This window comes from Chryseobacillus diguaensis (assembly GCF_049220665.1).
Taxonomy (GTDB): Bacteria; Bacillota; Bacilli; order Bacillales; family Bacillaceae; genus Metabacillus_B.
In genome coordinates this window covers 35,098-60,096 of the sequence record NZ_JBMKNV010000016.1, presented here as the reverse complement: position 1 = coordinate 60,096, position 24,999 = coordinate 35,098, and the positions used below count along the sequence as shown (strand labels likewise).

Sequence of the window (24,999 nt, the reverse complement as noted above, 5' to 3'; positions counted from 1 at the left end):
TTGAAAACTTCTTTTTATATCCTATGAAGAGTGACGAGCTTTTGTTATACGTCTTTGTCTATTTTTATTACGAAACACGTAAAACACCGTTCAATTTTTCGAACGGTGTTAAATTCGCTTGTGAAAAAATTCTTTATCATGATAATGCCATCTTTGAGTGTTGAAAATAAACCTATTAACCTAGTGATTCGAATAACGTTTTTAATCATATTGAAGCGCCGTCCGTAAAACTTTGATAGACAAAAAAACAGACCGAGTTAATACCCTCGCTCTGATCTAATTTTCTTAAGCTCTTTTAGACCTGCATCTGCTGCCATTGTCAGCAACAATAACCAATTTTTCATTCCTACTTTGGCATGTTATTGAAGCCAAGTCACCTGTTCCATCCAATACTGAACCTTTTTTTGGAATCGTTCCTCCTCTGCTCCCACGGACCTGGATTACTTTTCCAGCAGCGTCTAAAACAGCTTCCGCTCCCTCTCCGGTATCGGCTGACTCTCCATATAAAGAAGTAAACTGGATTAATTCACTTTCATCCGTGCAAATAAAATCGTGTTTTGGCAGTTCTGTAGGCGTGTCTCCGCCTGACCTTCGCAACCGCGGATCTGAACCTTGCTTCCGATTTAACCCATCAATTTCAAGGCTAGTTCCGTCAGATGAGACAACCGTTTGCTTGGAGCCTAATAAACAAATGCATATAAAGCTTCATTCCTTTTAAAACAATTTAAAACCCCTGAAGACATCTCTCCAAGGGTTAATCCATTTTGTAAGTTAGCAACAGTACCCGTGGTGATGAATCGGATAACATCCGCAACCGTGATGGTATCCATGATGGTGATGGTAAGGATAACCTCCATATCCCATGCCGTAACCTGGATGACCTCCATATCCCATACCATAACCTGGATGACCTCCATATCCCATACCGTAACCTGGATAACCTCCATAACCCATACCGCTTCCATAGAATTGTCTTTCCATTTTATATCTCCTCCTCAAATTGAATTCAAAAATAGTGTATGTGTCCATATTCCAAGAGGAATAGATATATGCCTATATTAGTAAGTGTATTGGTTTTCATTTTAAGATTTTTTCGAGAGCTGCACGTATAAATTCGGGTTTGTTTGTGATTTTTGCAGTGCCATCTTCCAGCGGTTGTTCGGCTCCTTTTGTAGCGATTTGAAGGTTATGCCGATGCCCTTTAATGGCTTGTCCCACTAGTTCTTCTGATCTTCCAAAACCGTACACATTTGCTGTATCAATTAATGTTATTCCTTGATTGATCGCTTCATGCACTAGTTTTACACCTTGATTTTCATCTAGATTAACAAACAGATTATGTCCGCCTACTCCATTTGTTCCTATACCTATTTTAGTAATTTCCATATTTGTATTCTTAATGAAAGATTTTTTCAATTAAATCATCTCTGATGTTTTATTGTTATACGATTATCGAACAATGGTAATAGCAGCATGAATAATTGAATTTATCAACCAATATGAAAAAGCCTTAGCTGACATTAAACAGCTAAGGCTTTAACTTAGAAGGAAGCTTCTTCAGCAGAAAGGACAGAAGAGATCAGGTTAGGAAATTTATTATCTAACTCTTCTTTACGTATCGAGTAAAAATCTGCATCCCTTCAACTCGCACTCGTATAAACACTGCTTCTCTTAAGACCTTAATATGATGAGAAAACGTTCACTTAGAAATATTAAATTCGTACGAGTAGTACGTACAAACTTCTTCACCTCTACTGTAAATACTTTTAATGATTTTCAGCCTGTAAGGATCACTTAAGTCGTGAAGTACTTTTGATAAATGCACGTCACTAATTGCTGGATGACGTTGTTTTCTCATTAAAACATTATAGTATCAATTTAAGACTAAAGTCTAAAACAGTGACTAAATAAGCTTTTAAAGCGGCAGATAATGACCTGGAGTTCCGCACTTCATTTTGCCGTCTTATTTCAAATAGTCTTTTAAAACTGGCTTCATTTGGCTCACGATATGAGCACTGCCGCCTTTATCCTGGACATTTTCAATCATCATGGACACTAGAAGCCTGGGGTTCTCGGTATTCATGGCCACCATCCAGCCATTTTCTTTTCCTTTTTCACCTTGTTTTTCTTTAAACTCTGCTGTTCCGGTTTTACCTGCTAATGGGATTCCCAAATCGTGCAGTCCGTAACCAGTCCCCCTGCGATTAGAAATGACCTGTTTCATCATATCCAATACTTGATAAGCATGATCCTCACTCATCACACTCTTTTTCCAAATACTTTGTTCATTATTTAGAAAAAGTGTAGGAATAACAATGCTGCCTTTGTTCAGAAAAGCAGAATAAGATAGCGCCAGGTGCAGAGAGCTCATCTGAACCTGCGCTTGCCCGTAGCCGCTGTCTGCAAGCTGGATTTCTGATTGAATGTCACCTGTTTTAGATGATGTGATCGGGTAAGGAAAAGGAATCTTTTCATTAAATCCGAATTTTTTCAAACCTTTGGTGAAAGTGTCTTTTCCAAGTTCCAAAGCCTTTTGAGCAAAATAGATGTTATCTGAATAAATCATTGCATCAACCATATCGACCGGTGTGCCGTATTCATGCACTCTTGAAACATAATAGTTGCCCCAGCTTGTGTCCTTTTGCCATTGAAGTCCCTTAACATCCATGGTTTTATTTGGATCAATGCCGTTCTCAAGGGAAATGGAAGCTGTCAGAGGCTTTAAAGTAGAACCAGGAGCATAGGCGTAGCTAAAACGGTTTAAAAGCGGATTATTTGGATTAGTGGTTAAATCCTCCCGTTCTTTTTGAGTAAGACCATGAATGTATTTGTTCGGGTCAAATGAAGGGCTGCTGACCAGTGCCAGTGTTTCTCCCGTTGAAGGGTTAATCGCTGCAGCGGAACCAGGTTCATTGTTTAATTGAGTATAGATTTTCTTTTGGAGGCCTGCATCTACTGTAAGCTTGAGGTTCTGGCCATCTTTCGCCTTCTTTTCTGCAATGACCTTTTCCGTTTTATTGCTTCCATTCACATAAATAATGGATCCATTTTTTCCTTTTAACTGCTCCTCATAAACTTGTTCAAGCCCTCGTTTTCCGATCTGATCTTGTGCACTGTAGTCTTTATGTTTTTCCAGATCTTCTTTTATAACAGGACCTATATATCCAATTAGATGAGCAAACGATTCCTTGTATGGATAAACTCTTGCAGGTACCTGCCTTGCAGAAACGGAAGGAATTTCTGTAAGCTTTGCCGCACGATCTTTATCTTCTAGTGACAGCTCCTTCAAAGGTACAAAATAACCAGGTTTAACCCAGGACTGATTCAGCTGCTTCATAATCTCTGACTCAGACATTTGTAGTTCCTTTGAAAGCTTGGAAAGAATCTCTGTTTTTTTATCCATCATCTTTTCCGGTATCAAGCCGATTTGATAAACCTTTCCATTTTCGGCAAGAGGGCTTCCATTCCTGTCGTAAATTTGCCCTCTCTTCGCATTAAGTGTCCGGACGCTGACCTTCTCATTCCCTATAAGCTGCGGGTATATGTAGCTCGGATCCCACTTTATGTACCAATCTGATTTTTTATCCCGCTCTTCTTTTACTAGAACCGCTTTTTTCTCAAAACTGACAGGCCCAGCCATCGTATCCATTTTAATGGAAACCGGTAAAGAAACTTGTTTCTTGTCCTTTGAATCCTGAGGTTTCTCAGGCTTCAGGTACGTTACCTTAAGATGATTGACTCCTGTCCCGCTATAAATCTTCTTATAACGGCTAACAAATTCTTCTTTGCTGGTCGACTTTTGAACATCAGAAGATAAGTCATTGTACATCCCTTCAAAGTTCCCGCTGTTCCATAGCCTTACATATTCCTGAAATTTGTCTTCCGGTTTAGGCTGTTCCGTACATGCTGAGAGCAGCAGAATGAAAACTGCCGGAATGAGTGCTGCGATTATTTTCTTCAATGACCCCGCCCCTTTTCTGTAAAAACGATATTAAAAGTATATCATAGGGAGAGGATTATTCTGGTAATCTACATTTTGCATACGAAATAAATTCCATAAGATTTTTATAAAAGGCACCTTTCTTATACTTTTTGTGGCTAATAACCCTAAAATTAGTTCTATTATTTCATATCTATATGCAAGTTCACGGCCAAGAAATTGAGCTTTAAATGCAATTTTCGAACCAATAGCAAGCGGTTTTGGAGACAGTCATTCTGCAGAATGTATATTTACATACAAATCAGGCGCTTTGTCAGGGTTCGCTGCATAGTTTGATACAACCTCAAGAGGACAATGAATACCTATTCTGTAAGGCTCTTTTCTTAAACTTTGTTGCTTTTCTATATAAATAATTCTATACATTTATACATCTGCTAATTTTAAGAAAAGATGCCACGAAGCCTATCTATAACCGTTTTCTAAACAAAATACGAAGAGCAACAACCTTTGCGAAAAACAGTCTTCTGTAAAAATATCTCTCTTTTTTGAATAAGGTTGGATGATGAATTTATTATTGTATTTCCAGAAAAATAAACATTGAATCAAATTTTTCTGTGTGCTAAAATTTGACACAATGACGTTTAATTAAACATATTAGGTTGAGTAAGTATATATTTGATCCCAATTTACTATTTTAAAATAAAATTTTTTTAAATTTTTTGTGAATTTTCTCACATTATATTAGACATCAAAGAAATTGGAGTGATGATTTTGTCTCAGCAGCACCTGAAAAAAGAAATAGGCTTCTTTGCAGCTTTAACAACTGTAATTGGAACAGTTATTGGAGCTGGCGTGTTTTTTAAACCCACTGCGGTTTATGGATTTACCGGATCATCAAGCCTAGGATTGCTTGCATGGGTGATCGGCGGAATCCTGACGATATGTGCCGGTTTAACAGCAGCCGAACTCTCAGCCGCAATCCCTGAAACAGGCGGCATGATGGCCTATTTAAAGAGGACATATGGCAACCTGACTGCGTTTTTGCTCGGATGGGCACAAACCGTTATTTATTTTCCAGCTAATATTGCAGCCCTTGCCATTATTTTTGGCACACAGGCCATCAGTTTGTTCGGACTGAGTGCAAATGATCATAAATTGATGATTGTTGGAATTGCCATTGTGACAGCTATCTTTCTAACTTTTATGAACTTTTTAGGGGCAAAGGCAGCAGGCGGAATCCAGACAGTTGCAACCATTTGCAAACTCATCCCTCTAGTACTCCTTATCATATTTGGGATGCTGCATAAAGGCGATGTGCCTTTTCAGTTGTTTCCTGTTGAAGCAGGCCCGGATAAAGCCTTTTTATCAGCTTTAGGATCTGGGCTGCTTGCTACGATGTTTGCCTATGACGGCTGGATTCTTGTCGGCAATATTGCTGGTGAAATGAAAAATCCGAAAAAGGATCTCCCAAAAGCCATTATTTTAGGATTATCAGCAGTAATGGCCATTTATCTCCTGATCAACATTGCCTTCTTAATGGTCATGTCTGCTGGCTCTCTTGCAGGGACAGATACTCCTGCTTCACAGGCAGCGCAAATCATTTTTGGCTCAATCGGAGGAAAACTTGTCAGCATCGGTATTCTCATCTCCGTTTTCGGTTCCATTAATGGTTATGTGATGACTGGAATGCGCGTACCTTATGCAATGGCGATGGAAAACAAACTGCCCTTCAGCAAATGGTTTTCAGTCTTAACCGTAAATAGCCGTGTTCCGTATAATTCAGGAATATTTATTTTATTGATTTCTATTGTCATGATGCTGATTGGCGGATTTAATACGTTAACAGACATGCTCGTTTTTGTAATTTGGATCTTCTATACAATGACATTTGCTGCTGTTTTGATTTTACGGAAAAGAGAACCGGACCTTATTCGTCCTTATAAAGTGCCTTTTTATCCGGTTCTGCCGATCATAGCTATTATCGGGGGATTGTTTATCGTCATCAACACCCTCTTCACACAGCCGCTGCTAGCCATATACGGGCTTGGAATAACAGCATTAGGCCTTCCTATTTATTACGCAATGCGGAGCAAACATATAAATTAAATTAAAAGCGGTACAAAGGAATATTCCTTTTGTACCGCTTTTATTTATGGCTGTTTTCAGAAAGATATGCTATTCGTATTGGTTTTGTGGGATCTTTTCTTAAAATTTCAGTCTAACTGGCAGGTTTATTAAAAAGGAGATAGGAAAACAACAAAGTTTAAGAAAAGAAAAGAGCCTTATTTATCTGTACATAAACCTCATCATTGCATGTGCTGCGAGGCGGCTTGTTATATCACGGAAATCCTTCGATGGATCAATTTCAACTATATCCAGCGCTTTTACTTTTTCATGCTTGGAAGCAGCAGATATAGCTGTTAAAAGCTCTCTGCTCGAGAGTCCCCCAGGACCGATAGCAGGACAGCCTGGAGCAAAAGCCTGATCCACCGCATCCATATCCAGTGAAAGGTAGATGTGATCTGTCTTCTGCGAAAGCCTGCTGACTTCCTTCATTATAATCGGCAAGATGCCTTCTTGCTCGACATCCCCCATAGTATATACCTTAATTCCCTTTTCCTTTGAATATTCATGGTACTGATAGGCATTTGAAAAGTCTCTGATCCCAATCTGAACAAGATGATGGCCCTTTATCACCCGATCTTCAATCAGACTTCTAAACGGTGTCCCATTCGTCCTTCCCCCGTCTTCAAGATTCCGCACATCATGATGGGCATCAAATTGAATGACGCCAATAGTACCGAAATTTTCTTGAAAAGCACGTATAGATGGAAAACTGACACCATGGTCTCCTCCTAAAAGGATATACCGGTCACATGCCTTTACTTCAAGCATTTGCTTAACACTAATGTAAAGCCTCTCCAATGTTTCTCCTACTTCTATCGGATGGGTTAATACATCACCAAAATCTATAATTGAATGATCTTTAAAATCTGTTTTTCTTTCTCCTGAATAAGTGGAATAAGCCCCTAGACAGGATCTTATTCTCACAGGAGCTTCTGCTGCCTGTGAAGGAGAAATAGAGGATTTTGAAAATGGGAGGCCGATAATGCCTGTTTGTCCTTTCATCCCTTTTTCAAATGCTTTTATCGTTTCATTGACCTTTGTGACATACTGATCTTTAAAAAGAGCTGGTTTCCCTGGCCGCAGATAACGGAATGGTTCCATAGGGCATTCTCTCCCATCTTTTTATGCCGCTGCAATAAACGCTTATTGCATGGTTTACCCCAAAATGATAAGGAAGGTAATGAAAGTTTGGCACATCCCAAATGACAAAGTCTGCTTGTTTTGATGCTTCAAGCACACCTGCTTCTCCTCCAAGCCCTATCGCATGTGCTGCATTGACAGTTACAGCATTCCAGATTTCTTCTGCTGACATTTTAAGCTTTAGTGCAGCAAGTGACATAATCATCTGCAGGTTTTCTGTCACACAGCTTCCAGGATTAAAATCAGTTGCAAGAGCAACTGCCGCACCTGAATCAATCATTGTCCGAGCCTTAGCATATTGGTCTTTTCCTAAGTAAAAAGTCGTTCCAGGTAGCAGCACAGCAACCGTATCACTGTTTCTTAATGCTTTAATTCCTTTATCCGAAGCAGCAACAAGATGATCAGCACTCGCTGCACCTAATGAAACAGCAAGTTCAAGACCGCCGAGCGGATCTATTTCATCTGCGTGAATTTTAACGCCAAATCCTTTATTCTTAGCTTTCTCCAAAAACCGTTTGGATTGTTCAATGGTAAATACGCCGGTTTCGCAGAAAATATCAGCGAATTGAGCAAGGTCTTCCTTTTTAATTTCATCTAGCAATCCGATCATTTCGTCCAGAAACAAATCTTCTCTTCCCTTATAGTAAGGCGGAATAGCGTGAGGCCCCAAGAAGGTTGAAATCAGCTTTACGGGATAAGTCTCCTGCAGGCGTTTCACCGTGCGAAGCTGCTTGAGCTCTGTTTCTCGATCAAGTCCATACCCGCTCTTTGCTTCCATAGCTGTAATACCAAAAGAGATCATCCTCTCCAAATGAAAAGCTGCTTTTGCAGCTAATTCTTTCTCCGTTGCCTGTTTCGTAGCAGTAACTGTAGATAAAATGCCTCCCCCTTTTGCAAGAATGTCTAAGTAAGAAACTCCTGCCTGTTTCAGAGCAAGTTCATCCTCCCTGCTGCCTCCGAATACAAGGTGGGTATGAGGATCAACAAGTCCAGGTGACACTACTTTTCCTTCTGCATTTATCCGTTCATTTGCATCAATGCCAACAGACTCCTTATTCTTGCCGATCCATAAAACAAGGCCGTCTTGAACAGCTAAAGCTGCGTTTTCAAGGATCGGAAGGTTTTTCATTTCCTCGCCTTTTAACGGTTTTCCAGAAGCTTTCGGGAGAAGCAACTGACCAATATTGTATATAAGTAAATCAGCCTTCAAATTGTTCACTCCTTTCTAGAATGTATCATTGGAATATCCACGCCTTTATCAGCTGCTGTTTCAATGGCTTTTTCATATCCCGCATCCGCATGGCGGACAATTCCCATTCCGGGATCAGTTGTCAGCACCCTTTGAAGCCTCGCTTCAGCAAGATTTGTGCCATCTGCCACTGCAACCATGCCGGCATGGAGAGAATACCCCATACCGACACCTCCGCCATGATGAACAGATATCCATGATCCGCCTGCAGCAACATTGATCAGAGCGTTCAAAATAGCCCAGTCTCCTACTGCATCGCTCCCATCCTTCATTGCTTCTGTTTCGCGGTTAGGAGAAGCTACGGAACCGCAGTCCAAATGATCCCTTCCGATAACAACCGGTGCTTTTAACTCACCTCTTCTAACCAAATCATTAATGGCGAGCCCCATTTTGACTCGTTCCCCATACCCAAGCCAGCAAATCCGAGAAGGAAGCCCTTGAAATTCCACTTTTTTCTGAGCCATCTCTATCCAGCGAAGAAGGGGCTCATTATTTGGGAAGAGCTCTTTGATCAAAGCATCAGTTCTGTAAATATCCTCTGGATCACCGGACAAAGCTGCCCAGCGGAACGGTCCTTTTCCTTCACAAAAAAGCGGTCTGATGTAAGCTGGAACAAATCCCGGGAAGTCAAAAGCCTCATTTAAACCTTCATCCTTTGCCACTTGGCGGATATTATTGCCATAATCAAAAACAACAGCACCGATCTTCTGAAATTCAAGCATGGCCTCTACATGCTTCGCCATGGAAGCAGAGGCTTTTTTTACATAAGTTTTCGCATCAGTCCTGCGAAGCGATTCTGCTTCCGCTATTGAAAGACCTTCAGGAATATATCCATTCAGCGGGTCATGAGCAGACGTCTGGTCCGTTACAATATCAATCGGAACGTTTCGCTTAAGCAGTTCATGATGAATAGCTGCTGCATTCCCTTCTAGCCCGATGGATAAAGCTTCTCCTTTACGTTTTGCTTCAAGGGCCCAAATAAGCGCTTCGTCCAGACTATTTGTCTTTTTATCACAGTATTTTGTTTTCAGCCTTTTATCGATCCTATCAGGATCCTTTTCTACAGCAATACATATTCCGCCATTCATTGTGACTGCAAGAGGCTGTGCACCGCCCATTCCGCCAAGACCTGCTGTTAGGGTGATGGTTCCTCTTAACGATCCGCCAAAATGCTGCCTGCTAACTTCGGCAAAGGTTTCATATGTTCCTTGCAGAATCCCTTGAGTCCCAATATAAATCCAGCTGCCTGCCGTCATTTGTCCATACATCATCAGCCCTTTTTGATCAAGCTCGTGAAAATGCTCCCAGTTCGCCCACTTCGGTACAAGGACAGAATTAGACAGCAAAACTCTCGGTGCAGCAGCATGTGTTTTAAATACCGCGACTGGCTTCCCAGACTGAATCAGCATTGTTTCATCGTTTTCAAGCCTCCTGAGCGTTTTCACGATAGCGTCAAACGCTTCCCAGTTTCTTGCGGCTTTTCCGATTCCGCCATATACAACCAGGTCTTCCGGTTTTTCCGCAACCTCCGGATCCAAGTTGTTGTATAGCATTCTGAGCGCAGCTTCCTGTTCCCACCCTTTACATTCCAGTTCCAATCCTTTTTTTGCACGAATGACTCGTTTTGTTTCCATCTCTCTTCCTCCTTTATCTCTAAAGAATGATTGCTGCCGTGTATTCATTTTTTAGGGCCGTCCATCCAGCTTTCTTTTTTTTAAGCCATTTTGCCATTCGTTCAATATCATCAGAAAATACCCGGTCTTCTTTAATGGAAGGCACGATCTTTCTTGCTTCAAGGTAAAAGGTTTTCGTTAATGGTGCCATCTGATCTATTCCCCTGTACTCCGCTGCCTGAAGAGCGCAAATGCATTCAATGGCAAGCACTCTTCTTACGTTTTGGATAATGGTGTAGCAGTGACGCGCTGCAATCGTCCCCATGCTCACATGATCCTCCTGGTTGGCTGATGAAGGTATAGAATCGACACTTGCCGGATGGGCAAGCGTCTTATTTTCAGAGACCAGTGAAGCTGCACAGTACTGAAGAATCATAGCTCCTGACTGCAAGCCGGGCTCTGGACTTAAAAATGGCGGCAAATCATTTAATTGCGGATTAACAAGCCTTTCAATCCTCCGTTCAGAAATGCTTGCGAATTCCGCCATGGCAATCTTCATAAAATCCATCGCAAGCGCAATCGGCTGGCCGTGAAAATTCCCTCCTGATATGACGGTGCTGCCTTCGTCAAATATAAGGGGATTATCTGTCGCAGCATTGATTTCAATTTCGAGTTTTTCTTTTACATAATCGAGTGCCTGCCAAGAAGCGCCATGTACTTGCGGAATGCATCTTAAGGAGTAAGCGTCCTGTACCCGTTTTTCTCCCTGACTTGTCGTAAGCTTGCTTCCTGCAAGCAGGTTTCTGATTCTTTCTGCGACATCACACTGCTGCTTAAACCCTCTTGCTTCATGAATGGCAGGATGAAAAGCATCCATTATGCCCTCAAGCCCTTCCAAAGTAAGAGAAGCAATCATTTCGCTCTGATATCCAAGATCACTTGCTTCAATGTAGCTGATGGCCCCCATTGCTGTCATTGCCTGAGTCCCGTTAATGAGGGCTAACCCTTCTTTAGCTTCAAGCTGAACAGGAGAAATATCTTTTTTCTTAAAAACTTTTTTGGTTTCATAAATTTTGCCGGAGTGAAAGACCTTTCCTTCTCCAATCAGAACAAGCGCAAGATGGGATAATGGTGCAAGGTCTCCAGAAGCGCCAAGTGACCCCTGCTCTGGGATATAAGGATGGATTTTTTCATTCAATAAGGTTAAAAGCAGCTCGGCAATCAAAGGACGTATGCCGGAATATCCTTTTAACAATGCATTGAGTCTAAGAAGCACCATAGCCCGTGATACGGTCTCTGGAAAAGGATCTCCGACACCGCAGGCGTGAGATCGTATTAAGTTCAGCTGCAGCTGATTCACATCTTCCCCGCCGATTATGACATCACTGAATTTTCCAAACCCAGTATTAATGCCATAGGTTATCTTCTTAGACTCAACAATTTTTACAACAGCTTCTCTTGCCTTCTTCACCTTGTACATGCTCTCTTCGCTAATGAAAACTTGTTCTTTGTCAAGGCAGATTCGCCTGACTTCTTCAAGTGTCAGAGTTTCACCTGTCAGCATGATCATGTTTTCTTCCTCCCTAAATAGAAAAAGGAGACGATAATGGCATCATAAATACCATCATCGCCTCCTCATAACTAATGAACTATAGGCAATGTACCGTATTATTCAAATGTGATTAATTCCAAGTCCAACTGTTTCATGTTCAAGGCCTTTAACAGGTGCGCCAATTGTGCCGTAAAAGGCAACCGCAATCCATTCACCCTCGAATTCATCTTCATAAGGCCTGCCTCTGACAATGGCAAATCGAAGACCTACCGTTCTGCTCGTTTCACCAATTCCAGGCTGTCCTCTTGTTACTCCTTCTATCCCTTCCATCACAGCATGATAAAGGGCGTGGGTTTCCCTGTAAACGCTATCATGAATCAGCCCATTTCGTTTCGCGGCTGTTTCAACTGCAGCAATCACTTTTTGCATATTCATTGAGCCGACTTTACCCTCACAAAAACGGATATTCTGAAAAAGCGGCTTGAATGAAGTCAGCTCCTCTTCAGTCAGTGCAGCAAGAAGGATCGCCATTTTCCCTATTTCTGAAGTGAGACTCATAACAGCCCTCATTTATCTGAATTTTCCCTATTTACTAATAACTTATTTTATTGTATTGGTTTATTCCTTGTACTGTCAATCCATATAGGAAATTTTAGTTTGCTGCCAAGTTATTAGATTAGTATAGTAAAGGAAATGAGTCCTCTGGCATTTTCAGCAAAACTTTTATATAGTAGAAGGAATGGAGAAAAAAAGGATGGTAACGATGAAAAAATATATTGTTATCGGAGCGGGAATTTTAGGGGCTTCAACTGCCTATCATCTGTCCAAAAAAGAGTGTGATGTACTGATTATTGACCGGAAAGATCATGGCCAGGCTACCGCCGCAGCGGCAGGGATTATTTGCCCATGGATTTCACAGCGCCGCAATAAAGCATGGTATGAGCTCGCAAAATCAGGTGCAGCCTACTATCCTCAATTAATAAAAGAACTTGAAAAAGATGGTGAAATAGAGACAGGATATGCAAAAGTCGGTGCCATCAGTCTTCATCAGGACCCAGAAAAGATTAACGCGATGGAAGAACGGACTAGGAAACGGATACCTGAAGCACCTGAGATCGGAGAACTTAAAAAGCTTTCACCGGCAGAAGCAAAGATGCTTTTTCCAGCAATTAAAGACGATTTGGCAGCTCTTCATGTCAGCGGTGCAGCACGAGTTGATGGCCGGGCACTAAGAGATTCTTTGCTCAGAGCAGCCCAGAAAAACGGAGCGGTATTGATCTATGGCGATGCTGCTTTAAAGTATGTGGGTGCTCAAGTAACAGGAGTGATGGTTAATCAGGAATTCATCCCCGCTCAGTCGGTTATTGTTTGTGCTGGGGCTTGGGCATCAGATTTACTTAAGCCGCTTGGCATTGAATTAAAAATCAGCTGCCAAAAAGCGCAGATTGTTCATTTGAGGCTTGAAGGTGAGAAAACAGATGAGTGGCCTGTTGTGATGCCGCCGAGTGATCAATATCTTCTTGCATTTGATTCAGGCCGTATTGTAGCTGGTGCCACACATGAAAATACTGAGGTTTTTGATCCCCGTATTACAGCAGGAGGTTTAGCAGAGGTTTTTCAAAAAGCGCTTCAAACAGCTCCTGGGCTTGAAGAGAGCACCTTCTTAGAAGCGAGAGTCGGTTTCAGGCCATTTACAGAAGGGTTTCTTCCTGTAATCGGCTCTTTTTCGGGATGGGAAGGACTGTTGTTTGCAAACGGCCTTGGTGCATCAGGGCTTACAATTGGTCCGTATTTGGGTTCAGAGCTTGCGAAGCTCGCTAATGGAGAAAAGCTTGAAATTGATTTAAAGAAATACAAAGTACAAAGCTATTAAATGCCTTCATACAAAGAAAACAGCTGGAATGGAGCAGCTGTTTTTTATATACACAAGAGTACTTCTCTGGAAAATTGATTTTTAATAGCGAGTCCTCTGTCGATAATTTCAAATCCTGCTTTTTTTACTAATTCATCAATGGGATCAATGGTTACAATAACGGCTCGATCAGCAATACGCCTTGTATGCTCAATGATCGATTTCTGCTCTTCTAATGTGATATGAGTATACAGGTTATAAGGCAAGTCAATAATGGCTGCATCATAATGCTCTGTCACTTCCGCAATCGGTCCAAAGGTCACGTCTCCATCAAGACCAAAGTGAGCGATATTTTCTCTTGCACCACTCGCTGCAAGTGGATTAATGTCACGTCCTTCAATATGAATCCCCATGGATAAAGCTTCAACCAGGACATTGCCAATCCCGCAGCAAGGATCAATTGCCGTTACACCCTCAGGGTTTGGAACAGCAATATTCGCAACAGACCTTGCTACTCTTGTGCTTAGTGCTGTGGAATATTGACGGGGTTTTTTCATATGCTTCAGCCACATAGCTTCGCTTTTCTGATATGCTCCGAAATACCACTTTCCATTCCATAAAATGACGCCGAAAAGATGATCAGGGTTATGAACATCCGCTTCAGCCGTAATAACGGCCCCGAGCTCTCTTTCAGTTGCCCTTAGTTCATGATAGGAAAGCTGTTTTGAATCCTCCATGCTCATCTTTGAACAAATAATTTTAAACGTTCCCGCGCCCAGATCAATATGCTTGATTTGTTCTTTTATCTCATCAAGTGTTTCCCCTTCAAATAAAACGTCAATCCGCTCTCTAATAAAAGGGCTTCTGGCTGGTAAGATCTGAATCTCGCTTTGAAAAACATTCCCTTGAGGTTCTTTTCCAAAAAGCGAGCGCAATTCAAGCATGCAGAGGGAATATTCCTCTTCACTGTAAGTATAGGTGTAAACAAACTGTTTTGTTTGATTCAATGCTATCCATCCTTCAAAAAGAAAGCCATTCTTGTTTTAGTTTATATCATTGGCTGTTTTCGCAGAGATTGTTGTTTTTCGTACATGCTTTTATCACGCATTTAGACTAGCATCGGGGCATCTTTTCCTAAAGTTTTTGCCATCCCAATGGTTTCGAGGACTAAATATAGGGTCATGAGCAACAAAGTTTAAGAAAAGAGCCTTAAAAAAAAGCCTTATCATTTAAGAAAGGGGGTATTTACCCCCTTTCTTGTACTCAGCCTATTTGGTTTTCAAAGGCAGCTGTCACTTCATTAAATTCTTCATCACTTTCAATTTCAGCCAATTCCCCATCGTCTTCGACCCTTAAAAAGAATAGCTCAATATCTTCTTCTGTTTCCTTTTGAATCTCTTCGGAAAAACTGACGGCAACATACTGTTTCCCTTGAATATCTGCTGTAGCAAGAACCTCTAGCTCTTCTTCCTGCCCATTTTCATCTTCCATTAAAAAAATGTCTCCAACTTCAACTTTATCCATGTCTCATCCTCCTTCTTATATGTAAGTTTGTCCCAAAATGTCCTCTGGATCGCTTTATTTATAAAACACTTTATCAAATATTATATTTAGCCTGAAGGGAATTAATCGCAAACGTCTCATAGATTTCCCGCATCAAGGTGTTGGAAAACTGATTTTTATCATAATATCTCATTTCCTGGATTATCCTCTATAATTTATTTCATGAACTAATGTATTATCTCATACGAGCGTTTACTATACCACTCATTCCTTAATGTGATACGCTGTATGTAACGCTTAAGAAAGATGGGAGATTATAAGCCTTTGAATCCAAAAGACATGCAAGATCAAATGATACAAAAGTATCAGCGTGATGAGCAGATGATGATACTGGTCTTTGCCCAGTGGTGCGTGAATCATGATTTGGACCCTGAAGAAATTTATATAAAAGCCTACCCGCATCAGGAGAAAAATACGGCATTAAAAAATGCAATTGATTTAACAGTACCAAAAGAAGAAGCAGGAGAAATCTCATTTGATACCCTGATTGGTGTTTTATCCCTCTTTGGGAATGACGATTTAGCTATTGCTGTTACGGAAGAAATGGAGAAACCGGAAAAAAATAAAGGAAAAAGGTGATGATTTTCTACCGATTATCACTCTTTTTCAATTATTCTGCAACAGCAGCTAATTTCTTCCCTCATATCTAGCTTTATTCTCTTTTGTTTTCAAAACGTGCTATTACCTCATATACTTCGCATTTCGTTAATGTAACGATTCATTCAGAGGACTTCTTCTGTTCTATATATCTATAAATGGTCGCTCGTGCTAAACCCGTTGCTTGAGTAATCTCCTTCATCGTATTTTCCCCTGAACGATACAATTCATAAGCCTTTTCCTTAAGGTGTCTGTTAGCTTCTTTCCTTCCTAGCTTAACTCCCTTCTCTCTCGCGTTTTCGATTCCCGCTTTTATCCTTTCAACGATTAGCTCCCTTTCGAATTCTGCGCAAACTTCAATCATATGAAAGACCATTCCGCCTCTTTCTGACGAGGTATCAATGTTTTGTTTTAAGGAAATAAGATCAATTTCTCTCTCCTTCAGCTCATTTGTTATTCGATGGAGATCTTGGATGCTTTTCGCTAGTCTATCAAGTTTGTATACGATTACAATGTCTCCTTCTCTTGCGTATTCCAGCATTGCTTTTAGTCCTTCTCTTTCTGTGTTGGTTTTTTTGTCAGTAAAAAGCTTATGGCATCCAAATTCGGTAAGTAAACTTATCTGTTTATCCAGAGTTTGTTTACCAGTAGACGCTCTCGCATAACCCAATTTAGCCATTGCCTCTTCTCCTTCCATATATTATCAATTACTTAAAATGTATCATAAATACGTCTCTTTCATTTACATTTATTTTAAAGAGATATATTTTTGAGACAATTTTATATTTTTAGTACAATACTCCTGATTTTGTATCTAAAATATATGATTTCCAGATAAAAAGCAAAATTGTGGACAACTGATGATTGCAGGGGATAACTTTATTTCATTCATGTTACAAGCTGCAAATCATATTTTTGTATCATAAAGAAGTAATTTTGAAACATTCAGAAAAATTGTGGATAACTGATGCCTAGTGTGAATAAAATTATTTCATTCATGTTACAAGCTGCAAATCATATTTTTGTATCATAAAGAAGTAATTTTGAAACATTCAGAAAAATTGTGGATAACTCATGGATCCAGGGGATAACTTTATTTCATTCATATTACAATGCTGCAAATCATATTTTCGTATCATATATAAGTAATTTTGAAACATTCAGAAAAATTGTGGACAACTGATGCCTGGTGTGAATAATATTATTTCATTCATGTTACAGGCAGAAAGCAAATAAAAACCACAGCAATGCCGTGGCAACATATCATACCTATTAGTGAAAATTTTGGCCCTTTCATAAGCTACAGGGGTATCAATAACAAACAGGATAATCCCTTTATCATTTACAAGCAGCTGTTTTCGATTCGGGATTTTTCCCCTTATCGTCTGTGCCTATTGGTCCCCCTCTATCTTTGTCTGCCACAAATTACATGGGAAGCAGGTATAAGAATCCATTATTATTCTGGTTTGATAGCCGGTATTATTCATCGATCATTGGCACGGGTTTAACCTATGTCACTTGCATAGAACTGAAATATTTCGTGACAGTATGCACCACTTTTAGACAGGTGACTCACTTGAGAAAGTCGAAATATATAAAAGGCAAAAATATTTAAAAGATATCTTTACGAATATCGACGAAATCACAAAATAAGCTGCTTGACAGTTCCCCCCTAGTTGCTGCCGTTTTTTGTTGCTTACTCTCTTTCTGTTTGCCTTTACAGTTACATGCTACGCTTATTTTAATATGAAAAATAAGCGTACTCCCTCCCCCGGGGAAATATCAAATTTACTTTAGATGTGTACCATAAGCAAAAAGGCAAAATTACAAAAATTCATGTGTAATGTTCGTTTAACCATAAGGTCGATGCTGCTATAAATTTTTCGGCAGCTGGCGGAAGATTTTTGAAGGATATCGAACCAATGCCGATGGAGGAAATTGCTCGGTCATCTAAAAGGGGTATTTTTTTTACACCTTCAGGCAGATTATGTAAAGCGATGTCTGGCAGGATGGCTACACCAAAGGAGTTTTTTACCATCGAGATAACGGCATGTTCATCATCTAAATGAAAAGCAATTTCAGTAGAGAGTTTATTTGATTTCAAAATGTTATGGATGATTTTAAGGGAAGAATTTTGGAGAATCAGCTTCTCTTCCTTTAATGCATTTGGCTTTACAGAATTTTCAGCACCAAGATGGTGGGTTTCCGGCACAACACAGTAAAACGCTTCTCGCTTTAAATGGAGAACCTCCAGATCGGCAGCAGGCAGCATTAAAAAACCGAAATCTACAATCCCCTGAGAAATCCACAGAGAGATTTCCTCCTGTTTCCCCTCCACGATGTCTACTTTTATATGCGGATATTGATCCATGAATTTTTTCAATATTCCAGGAAGCCATACAGCACAAATAGATGAAAATGTGCCGATCCTAACAGTCCCGATTTCTAGTCCTCTTATTTCTCCAGCCTCCTGAAGCATTTTTTCATTCAAATATAAAATCTCCCTAATATATAACAACATTCGCTCGCCGTTTACGGTTAGCCTGATGCCTGCTTTATTCCGGGTTAATAAGGAAAACCCCAGCTCTTTTTCCAAGCTGGAAATGGCATGACTTACCCCTGATTGGGAAATATTTAACGATTCACTTGCTTTTGTTAAGCTGCCAAGTTCTACTACTTTATGAAATATTTCATATTTACCAATCGACAAATTCATCCCTCTTTATATTAGTTTTACTCATAATATAACATAAAAAATGAATTATTTTCATTCGTGGAAGTCTGTCAAAACCTCTATTAGATGAGTCAGATAGTAAGCCGGATAGAAAAGGTTTAAGATGCTTACATTAATAAATAAAACTCTTTCTTTCAAAAGGAGAAAACGATGATTAAGCTTGTCTTGATCCGACATGGACAGAGTGTTTATAATTTGGAAAACAAATTTACAGGATGGACAGATGTTGATTTATCCCCTAATGGTTTAAAGGAAGGTCGCAAAGCTGGCCAAATATTAAAGGCGCATGACTATTGTTTTGATATTGCTTATACATCTGTTCTAAAAAGAGCGATTCGAACACTTTGGATCGTTCTGCAGGAAATGGATTTAATGTGGATTCCTGTATACAAATCATGGAAACTGAATGAACGCCATTACGGGGCTTTGCAAGGTTTAAATAAGGAAGAAACAGCGAAGAAATACGGAAAAGAAAAAGTCCATCAATGGAGAAGGTCAATGAATGAACTTCCTCCTCCTATAACTAGAACCGACAAGAGATATGAGGGCTTTGAAAAGCAGTATAAGCATGTTCAGGAAAAAGACCTGCCTCTTACTGAAAATTTGGCGGCTACTGAAAAAAGAGTGCTTGCTTACTGGAATGAGGCCATTGCACCTGAAATAAAATCGGGTAAAAAAGTGATCATTTCAGCTCATGGCAACACCATTAGAGCACTAGTTCAATATTTGGACCAGATCTCCTCCAATGGAATTGCTGATTTAAACATTCCAACAGGTGTACCATTGGTTTATGAATTGGATGAAAACTTAAAACCGCTGAAGCATTATTATTTAGGCATGCAGGGTCCTTTACGTTCAGATGAGGTAGAAAAGTTGTTCTAATCAGTTTTAATACCGAATGATGGAGACACATTAAACTTCTTAGAAAATATAATATGAAAAAAGAGCGCATCCACTGAATGCACTCTTTCTTCATCATTACTTTTGTCCGGTATAAATATGAATGGCATCCCGCAGAAACTCTGCCATTCCAGGCTGAATTTCATCATAGTTCGCTTTGAATCTCTCATCCTGAACGTACATATTCGCAAGTCCCGCATGTGCTTCTTTGCTGTATTCCGTCCAGTAAATCTTCAGCCATTGCTTGTGAAGATCTGCTGCTTTTTGTGCTTCATCACTTGCAGGATCTCCCGTCTTGTAAGCATCAGCTAAGAGCGATTTATATTCTTTTTCCAGCCGTGCTGCTTTATCAAATTGTTCCTGAGTCATATTTTTTAATTTCTCATTCGAGCGGTTCACTGTATTTTCCCCGTATTTTTCACGGATTTCTTTGCCATATTTTTGTTCATTATCATCAATCATTTTTTGCTTAAATCCTTCAAATTTTTCTTTATCACCCATCTTCATTCTCCCTTCAGAAGCAGCGATCGTCTTCTCAACATTTGAAATCAGCAGATCCAGCTGCTTTCGTTTTTGCAGGAGCTTTTCGCGATGTTCAATAAGTGCATTTGAACGGTCAAAATCCGGATTAGCCAGAATTTCCTGAATTTGTTCCAGACTTAAGCCGAGTTCCCTGTAAAAGAGAATATGCTGAAGTCTGTCTACCTCTTCTACCCCATAAATTCTGTAACCTGATGAACTCATTCTTGCCGGCTTAAGAATGCCAATTTCATCATAATATCTGAGGGTTCTGGCCGTTGTTCCTGATAATTCTGCAAGCTTTTGCACGGTATATTCCATCTGATCACCTCCTGATAAATTTACTTTACACCTTTACGCTGCGTGAAGGTCAATGGCCATTTTAAAAAAAATCATATTTGCTTCTTCTTCTTTTTAAAAATTTGTTAGAATTTCTGCTTTAAAGGACTCATAATAGAAATTGATTTCATTTCAATTGTCAGCACAGGCAAGCGCTAGAAGAAGACTTATCTTATTCTGAAGGAGGAAAGTACGATTTATCTGAATGAAAGTTACCAGTTTAATACGTAAAAATACAAATTAATTGAGTGTTAAACCAAATTACACAGCTATGAACCAAAATAGAGAAGGAGATTCATCATGCTTACAAATTGGCATCATTTAAATTTATTGGCTATTCTAGCAGGCGGTTTCCTGTATATCATCTATGGCACGATTTATTATTCTATTTTTTTATCGGACAGGAAAAAGAGCAGGCCAGAAGGATTGTTTGAACAAATGAAAGGACCTTCAAAATATATTTTTTCTATAGTAATTGCCTTTATCAGTTCATTTTTAGTATCCTTTTTGATACAAGCTTCGGATTCACATACAGGGCTTGAAGGAGCATTAACGGGCTTCATCATAGGCTTCCTTATTTCGATGGTATATTTTAAAAATTGCTTATTTGGCCTCATGTCTAAAAAAGCATTTTGGATCGCCATTGGTGATCACCTAGTTGTATTTACTTTACTTGGATTTTTACAAGGGTTTATCCTTTAAATATGAAAAAACCCCTTCTTATTTTTCAAGAAGGGGTTCTAAAATTTAACGAATCTTCTTATTCGCTGTTCTTTTCCATTTGCAATGGTGTTGTTTCGTCTACTTTTGATCTTGAAAGATAAATAACCAAAGCTAGGATAATGACAATAAATATAAGGCTTGTACCAGTGGTTCCAAGTCCAAGACCGCCTTCTTTGTGAGGCTGTGAAAGGTAGTCTCCTATTGAAGCACCAAGCGGACGAGTCAGAATGTAGGCAATCCAGAATGCCAGCACTCCATTCATTTTGAAACTAAAATAGCCGATAGCCGTAATGGCGATAAGTGCTGCAAAAATAAGGCCTGATTTCCAATAGCCTAAGTTCATTCCCTCAGATAAAAGATCTCCTGCAGCTGTTCCTAAAGCAAAGGTGAATAGAATTGTGAGCCAGTAGAATGCTTCTCTTTTCGTTGTGTAAATGGAGTGAATAGACAAAGTCTTTTCACTTGCATACCAGGCAGCAAATGTAGCGATCAGGAGAATACTGAAAACAATGGTACTAACCTCAAGCGGAACGCCAAAATTGTCTGTCAGATTATCGGTGACGAGTGTGCCGACAACACTAATTAGTAAAACGGAGCTCCAGTAGATCCAAGGAATATATTTTCTTGCCTTGAATTGAAAAATCAAGAATACTACTAACAGAATGGTGCTAAGTAAGGTCGTATTCGTAAGACCAAAATTTAAATTCATGTTTAAAAAGTCTGCCCCTGTCTCACCAACTGTTGTAGCCATGATCTTAATAATCCAGAAGAAGATTGTGATTTCCGGAACTTTGTTCAGCATCTTTCTTGCTGGCGATAAAGATTCTAGCTGCAATTCTTGTTCATCTTCGAAATTCCTCATCAAAAAAACCCTCCTCAGTTCTTATACTTTTGGCTCAGTTAAAGCTTAATGCTGATTTTTATTCCTTGTTGATTGGAGCGGGTGCTGAGACTCCCGCTTAGTAAAGCGTGTCAAGGGAGAACCCCGCAGGAGCAAAGCGACGAGGAGGCTCTAAGGTAAGCCCGCTCAAGCTTGAGTGCCTGCTAGCTGCAATCAACAGCCAAGTTTAAAAGAGCCATTCTTTTAAATAGTAAAATTCACGATTACATTCTTTACTATAATCACTCGGAATAAAAACAAGCTGAAAAAGGAATAAGAGTTTGATGAAAAATTTATCATATATTTGCTACTTCCAAAAGCAAACAGCGAATAAGAGGCCAAAACCCATGCCTCTATCCAGAAGTGCTTCATCCCGTAATCAAATGTGATATGTAAAACAAAGTCGCTGCTATGAGAAAAAGCAATAATAAAATCCCCAAATAGATTCTAAATCGGACTGTTCTCAAATTCGCTCCCCTTTTCTGCTTATATGCCTTTATTTTGACGCATTCTATGTCCCTTCTTACTTGTAACTTAAAGTTAGGTTGGGTAACATAATTATTGAATGAACAAATCTATAAAATAACCGCTAATATAGCTTTAACTGTCAGAGCTTTTTTAATGCATAAAGGTTGCTCATTAAATCACTGCTGATGTGTTGTATAGTTTAGAAAGAAGGTTCAATCATGGAAGAGGGATTAATTAAATGCAAAAACTGCGGAGCTATCATTCCTTACGGTTCTGTTGAATGTCCAGAATGCCACATACAGAATCCTGTTCCAAAGTCAGAAAAAGTGAAAAATAATTTGATTATCTTTTTTGCAGGCGTTGTCATTTTGCTCGTCCTGACAATGGCATTTGGTGCGCTTAATTCTTTTTTTAAATTCTTTTAGGAAGGCTCTTTTCTTAAACCTTGTTGCTCATGGCAAAAACTTCAAGAAAAGATGCCCCGATGCGTGATAAGAGCATGTACGAAAAACAACAATCTCTGCGAAAACAGCCTTGCTTAAACTTTGCAGAAGTAATCTTTACGAAAAAGCCTCTGAAAAAAAGAAAGGCAGATGATCTTTGAAGACCATCTGCTTTTTTTGTTAAATTCACCTTTTGCCGCTTGAGGCGGGTGAAAAATTTAAACGCAATATTTTTTTAATTTCCTTTAAAGCTTCGTCGGAATTGTTAACTTCTAGAACGATTTTATGATCTTCAGGGTATAGCCTTGCTGTATGGTCATATCTTGGATCATAATAAAATTCCAAAAGAAGCTTTATAGCAGATGAGAATGCTCCAGAAAGAAGATCCTCTTCAATTTTTGCTGCTACTGGTGTATGAATTCTGTTTTTTATCATACGAAAGGCTTGCAGGCATTCTTCTTGGTGGTCTTCTGGCTGGTAATCCTCTAAAATGTGTCTGACTCTTTCTTCTAATGGAATACTTACAAAAATTTGTACCGCTTCTTCCTTTTTTTCCATAATGCTTTCAGGCAAAATCACTTTGCCGACTCTTTTGCTTTCAGCCTCAAACAAGACATACGGAGATTGATTTAAAGTGAGAACTTTTTCTGCAAAAAGAGCATCAAACATCTTTTGGTTATGAGGATCCAAGCCAATTTGACCAAAAATAGACCCTCTGTGATTAGCCATTCCTTCAAGATCAATGACAGGATAATCTTCATCCTGCAGTTTGTTCAGTATCTTTGTTTTTCCTGATCCGGTATAGCCGTTCAGTACATATGCCTTTGGAGAAATCTTCATATGTTCAATTGTGTCAACAATCCACTTTCGATAAGCTCTGACACCGCCATGAAGACGATAGGCTTTGATCCCCATTAAATCCAGAACCGTAGCAGAAGTTCTGCTACGCATTCCTCCGCGCCAGCAAAAAACCGCCTTTTCTCCTTCTATAGCAGCAAATTCTTTTATAAAAGCAGGAAGTTTGCGCGAGACCACTTCCAGCCCTTTATCTTTTGCTGCCTGTACACCGGTTTGTTTGTACAGTGTTCCAATTTCGGCACGTTCTTCATCTGTAAAGAGCGGGATATTGCAGCTTCCTGGAATCGTTGCTGCTCTGTATTCAGAAGGAGAACGCACATCAATTAAAACAAGCTTTCTTTTTTCTCTTATTTTCACCATTTCATCTACCATAATGTCCTGAAACAATGCCTAAACCGCCTTTCTATTCGTTAAGAAACAACTATATGACCTGGGTGGTCTTCAACCACTTCTCCAATTTGTGCCGCTTCAACACCAGCTGTTTTAAGATCATGCAAAAGAGCATCTGCGTCATTTGGGGATACGGAGATTAAAAGTCCTCCTGATGTGACGGCATCACATAAAATCCACTGGTCAATCTGATCCATAGCTTCAGGGAAAGTAACATCCCCTTCTAAGTGGCGGTAATTATTTTTAGTTCCCCCAGGAATAACTCCCTGTTCCGCAAGCTCCCTTACACGCGGCAGTATAGGAACCTTATCGCTATAGATGTTTAAACCTTTTTTGCTTCCTTTCGCCATTTCAGAAGCATGTCCTAGAAGACCGAACCCGGTTACATCTGTACAGGCGTGCACATCAAAAGCATCCATCTTTTCCGCTGCTGTTTTATTCAATGCTGCCATAACACCAGTTACACGGTTAATTTCATCTTCTGACAGCAACTCTCTTTTGATAGAAGTTGTCAAAATGCCAACTCCGATCGGTTTCGTTAAAATGAGCTTATCTCCTGTCATTGCACCTGCATTGCTTCTTACCTTATCAGGATGAACAAGACCAGTGACGGCTAAACCAAATTTTGGTTCTTTATCTTCAATGGAATGGCCGCCAACAAGTGTCGCTCCTGCTTCTTTTAATTTATCTCCAGCTCCTCTAAGAATATCAGCGAGGACTTTTTTATCTAAATCAGCGATTGGAAACGCTACGATGTTAAGTGCAGTCAACGGTTTACCACCCATAGCGTATATGTCACTGATCGCATTGGCAGCAGCTACTTGGCCAAATGAGTAAGGGTCGTCGACAATCGGGGTAAAAAAATCAACCGTTTGAACAAGAGCTAATTCATCACTAAGACGGTATACCCCCGCATCATCGCTTGTGTCCAACCCAACAAGCAAATTTGGGTCAGCCGCCGCAGGAGGCAGACTGCGGATAACCTCCGCAAGGTCAGACGGGCCTATTTTACATCCGCATCCCCCTTTTGTAGATAAGGAAGTCAATTTAATCGAACCAGATTGTGTCATTTATATCAGCCTTTCTTTTTTTAAACTACATTCAATAAACCT

At 39.8% G+C, this 24,999-nt stretch carries 23 protein-coding genes and 1 pseudogene; 6 read left to right on the top strand and 18 right to left on the bottom strand.

What is annotated here, in order from left to right; genetic code table 11:
* Window positions 1-285: 285 nt before the first annotated feature.
* The 4 genes from ACOT8F_RS18630 to ACOT8F_RS18615 all read right to left on the bottom strand — a co-directional run bounded on the left by ACOT8F_RS18630 (window position 286) and on the right by ACOT8F_RS18615 (window position 3,961).
* Window positions 286-597 (bottom strand): hypothetical protein, encoded by a 312-nt coding sequence (locus ACOT8F_RS18630; RefSeq protein WP_421653444.1) that lies wholly within the window; start codon window positions 595-597, stop codon window positions 286-288.
* 174 nt (window positions 598-771) lie between these two features.
* A complete protein-coding gene (locus tag ACOT8F_RS18625; RefSeq protein WP_421653443.1) occupies window positions 772-981 on the bottom strand; it encodes a hypothetical protein in 210 nt (69 codons plus the stop codon).
* Window positions 982-1,077: 96 nt separating this feature from the next.
* Window positions 1,078-1,416: an aldo/keto reductase gene (locus tag ACOT8F_RS18620; protein ID WP_421653442.1), complete on the bottom strand. Its 339-nt coding sequence runs from the start codon at window positions 1,414-1,416 to the stop codon at window positions 1,078-1,080.
* A 547-nt stretch (window positions 1,417-1,963) separates the two neighbouring features.
* On the bottom strand, window positions 1,964-3,961 hold the full coding sequence (locus tag ACOT8F_RS18615) for a penicillin-binding transpeptidase domain-containing protein (RefSeq protein WP_421653441.1): 1,998 nt from the start codon (window positions 3,959-3,961) through the stop codon (window positions 1,964-1,966).
* Between the two features lie 750 nt (window positions 3,962-4,711).
* Here ACOT8F_RS18615 and ACOT8F_RS18610 point away from each other — a divergent pair.
* Entirely contained in the window at window positions 4,712-6,046 is a 1,335-nt protein-coding gene (locus ACOT8F_RS18610) for an APC family permease (RefSeq protein WP_421653440.1), read from the top strand.
* A 180-nt stretch (window positions 6,047-6,226) separates the two neighbouring features.
* On the opposite strand, the gene hutG is transcribed toward ACOT8F_RS18610, so the two are convergent.
* From hutG to hutP, 5 genes are all read right to left on the bottom strand, one after another.
* Complete coding sequence (gene hutG, locus ACOT8F_RS18605; protein WP_421653439.1) at window positions 6,227-7,168, bottom strand: formimidoylglutamase; 942 nt, start codon at window positions 7,166-7,168, stop codon at window positions 6,227-6,229.
* Window positions 7,122-8,417, bottom strand: a complete 1,296-nt coding sequence (gene hutI / locus ACOT8F_RS18600) for an imidazolonepropionase (RefSeq protein ID WP_421653438.1) — start codon at window positions 8,415-8,417, stop codon at window positions 7,122-7,124. Before hutI ends, hutG begins: the two co-directional genes overlap by 47 nt.
* Before the next feature lie 5 nt (window positions 8,418-8,422).
* Window positions 8,423-10,090, bottom strand: a complete 1,668-nt coding sequence (gene hutU, locus ACOT8F_RS18595; protein WP_421653437.1) for a urocanate hydratase — start codon at window positions 10,088-10,090, stop codon at window positions 8,423-8,425.
* 19 nt (window positions 10,091-10,109) lie between these two features.
* Window positions 10,110-11,639 carry a histidine ammonia-lyase gene (gene hutH, locus ACOT8F_RS18590; protein WP_421653436.1) on the bottom strand — a complete coding sequence of 510 codons (1,530 nt, stop codon included), beginning with the start codon at window positions 11,637-11,639 and terminating at the stop codon, window positions 10,110-10,112.
* Window positions 11,640-11,741: 102 nt separating this feature from the next.
* Window positions 11,742-12,179 (bottom strand): histidine utilization transcription antiterminator HutP, encoded by a 438-nt coding sequence (gene hutP, locus ACOT8F_RS18585; protein ID WP_421653435.1) that lies wholly within the window; start codon window positions 12,177-12,179, stop codon window positions 11,742-11,744.
* A gap of 205 nt (window positions 12,180-12,384) precedes the next feature.
* On the opposite strand from hutP, the gene ACOT8F_RS18580 reads away from it, so the two are divergent.
* Window positions 12,385-13,494: an NAD(P)/FAD-dependent oxidoreductase gene (locus tag ACOT8F_RS18580; RefSeq protein WP_421653434.1), complete on the top strand. Its 1,110-nt coding sequence runs from the start codon at window positions 12,385-12,387 to the stop codon at window positions 13,492-13,494.
* A gap of 44 nt (window positions 13,495-13,538) precedes the next feature.
* On the opposite strand, the gene ACOT8F_RS18575 is transcribed toward ACOT8F_RS18580, so the two are convergent.
* The 3 genes and pseudogenes from ACOT8F_RS18575 to ACOT8F_RS18565 form a co-directional block, all read right to left on the bottom strand.
* Window positions 13,539-14,417, bottom strand: a complete 879-nt coding sequence (locus tag ACOT8F_RS18575) for a TRM11 family SAM-dependent methyltransferase (protein ID WP_421653457.1) — start codon at window positions 14,415-14,417, stop codon at window positions 13,539-13,541.
* Between the two features lie 319 nt (window positions 14,418-14,736).
* Window positions 14,737-14,997 (bottom strand): DUF1292 domain-containing protein, encoded by a 261-nt coding sequence (locus tag ACOT8F_RS18570; protein ID WP_421653433.1) that lies wholly within the window; start codon window positions 14,995-14,997, stop codon window positions 14,737-14,739.
* A 54-nt stretch (window positions 14,998-15,051) separates the two neighbouring features.
* Window positions 15,052-15,130 (bottom strand): annotated as a pseudogene (locus ACOT8F_RS18565) (nucleotide excision repair endonuclease); the annotation flags it as partial.
* Window positions 15,131-15,300: 170 nt separating this feature from the next.
* Between ACOT8F_RS18565 and ACOT8F_RS18560 the strand changes: the two are divergent.
* Window positions 15,301-15,615, top strand: coding sequence for a hypothetical protein (locus ACOT8F_RS18560; RefSeq protein ID WP_421653432.1), 315 nt, complete (start codon window positions 15,301-15,303; stop codon window positions 15,613-15,615).
* Window positions 15,616-15,754: 139 nt separating this feature from the next.
* Here ACOT8F_RS18560 and ACOT8F_RS18555 read toward each other — a convergent pair whose 3' ends face one another.
* Together ACOT8F_RS18555 and ACOT8F_RS18550 are read right to left on the bottom strand one after the other, a co-directional pair.
* A complete protein-coding gene (locus tag ACOT8F_RS18555) occupies window positions 15,755-16,312 on the bottom strand; it encodes a recombinase family protein (protein WP_421653431.1) in 558 nt (185 codons plus the stop codon).
* 1,155 nt (window positions 16,313-17,467) lie between these two features.
* Window positions 17,468-18,343 (bottom strand): LysR family transcriptional regulator, encoded by an 876-nt coding sequence (locus ACOT8F_RS18550; RefSeq protein WP_421653430.1) that lies wholly within the window; start codon window positions 18,341-18,343, stop codon window positions 17,468-17,470.
* 174 nt (window positions 18,344-18,517) lie between these two features.
* On the opposite strand from ACOT8F_RS18550, the gene gpmA reads away from it, so the two are divergent.
* Complete coding sequence (gene gpmA, locus ACOT8F_RS18545; protein WP_421653429.1) at window positions 18,518-19,249, top strand: 2,3-diphosphoglycerate-dependent phosphoglycerate mutase; 732 nt, start codon at window positions 18,518-18,520, stop codon at window positions 19,247-19,249.
* Between the two features lie 96 nt (window positions 19,250-19,345).
* Here the strand turns inward: gpmA and ACOT8F_RS18540 are convergent, their stop codons facing one another.
* On the bottom strand, window positions 19,346-20,107 hold the full coding sequence (locus tag ACOT8F_RS18540; protein ID WP_421653428.1) for a MerR family transcriptional regulator: 762 nt from the start codon (window positions 20,105-20,107) through the stop codon (window positions 19,346-19,348).
* A 318-nt stretch (window positions 20,108-20,425) separates the two neighbouring features.
* On the opposite strand from ACOT8F_RS18540, the gene ACOT8F_RS18535 reads away from it, so the two are divergent.
* On the top strand, window positions 20,426-20,827 hold the full coding sequence (locus ACOT8F_RS18535; protein WP_421653427.1) for a DUF1761 domain-containing protein: 402 nt from the start codon (window positions 20,426-20,428) through the stop codon (window positions 20,825-20,827).
* Window positions 20,828-20,885: 58 nt separating this feature from the next.
* Here the strand turns inward: ACOT8F_RS18535 and ACOT8F_RS18530 are convergent, their stop codons facing one another.
* Window positions 20,886-21,710 carry a COG4705 family protein gene (locus ACOT8F_RS18530; protein ID WP_421653426.1) on the bottom strand — a complete coding sequence of 275 codons (825 nt, stop codon included), beginning with the start codon at window positions 21,708-21,710 and terminating at the stop codon, window positions 20,886-20,888.
* Between the two features lie 704 nt (window positions 21,711-22,414).
* Between ACOT8F_RS18530 and ACOT8F_RS18525 the strand changes: the two genes are divergently transcribed.
* On the top strand, window positions 22,415-22,621 hold the full coding sequence (locus ACOT8F_RS18525; RefSeq protein WP_421653425.1) for a hypothetical protein: 207 nt from the start codon (window positions 22,415-22,417) through the stop codon (window positions 22,619-22,621).
* Window positions 22,622-22,825: 204 nt separating this feature from the next.
* Here ACOT8F_RS18525 and mnmH read toward each other — a convergent pair whose 3' ends face one another.
* Window positions 22,826-23,884 carry a tRNA 2-selenouridine(34) synthase MnmH gene (mnmH, locus tag ACOT8F_RS18520; protein ID WP_421653424.1) on the bottom strand — a complete coding sequence of 353 codons (1,059 nt, stop codon included), beginning with the start codon at window positions 23,882-23,884 and terminating at the stop codon, window positions 22,826-22,828.
* A 23-nt stretch (window positions 23,885-23,907) separates the two neighbouring features.
* Window positions 23,908-24,957, bottom strand: a complete 1,050-nt coding sequence (gene selD, locus ACOT8F_RS18515) for a selenide, water dikinase SelD (RefSeq protein ID WP_421653423.1) — start codon at window positions 24,955-24,957, stop codon at window positions 23,908-23,910.
* Window positions 24,958-24,999 lie beyond the last annotated feature (42 nt).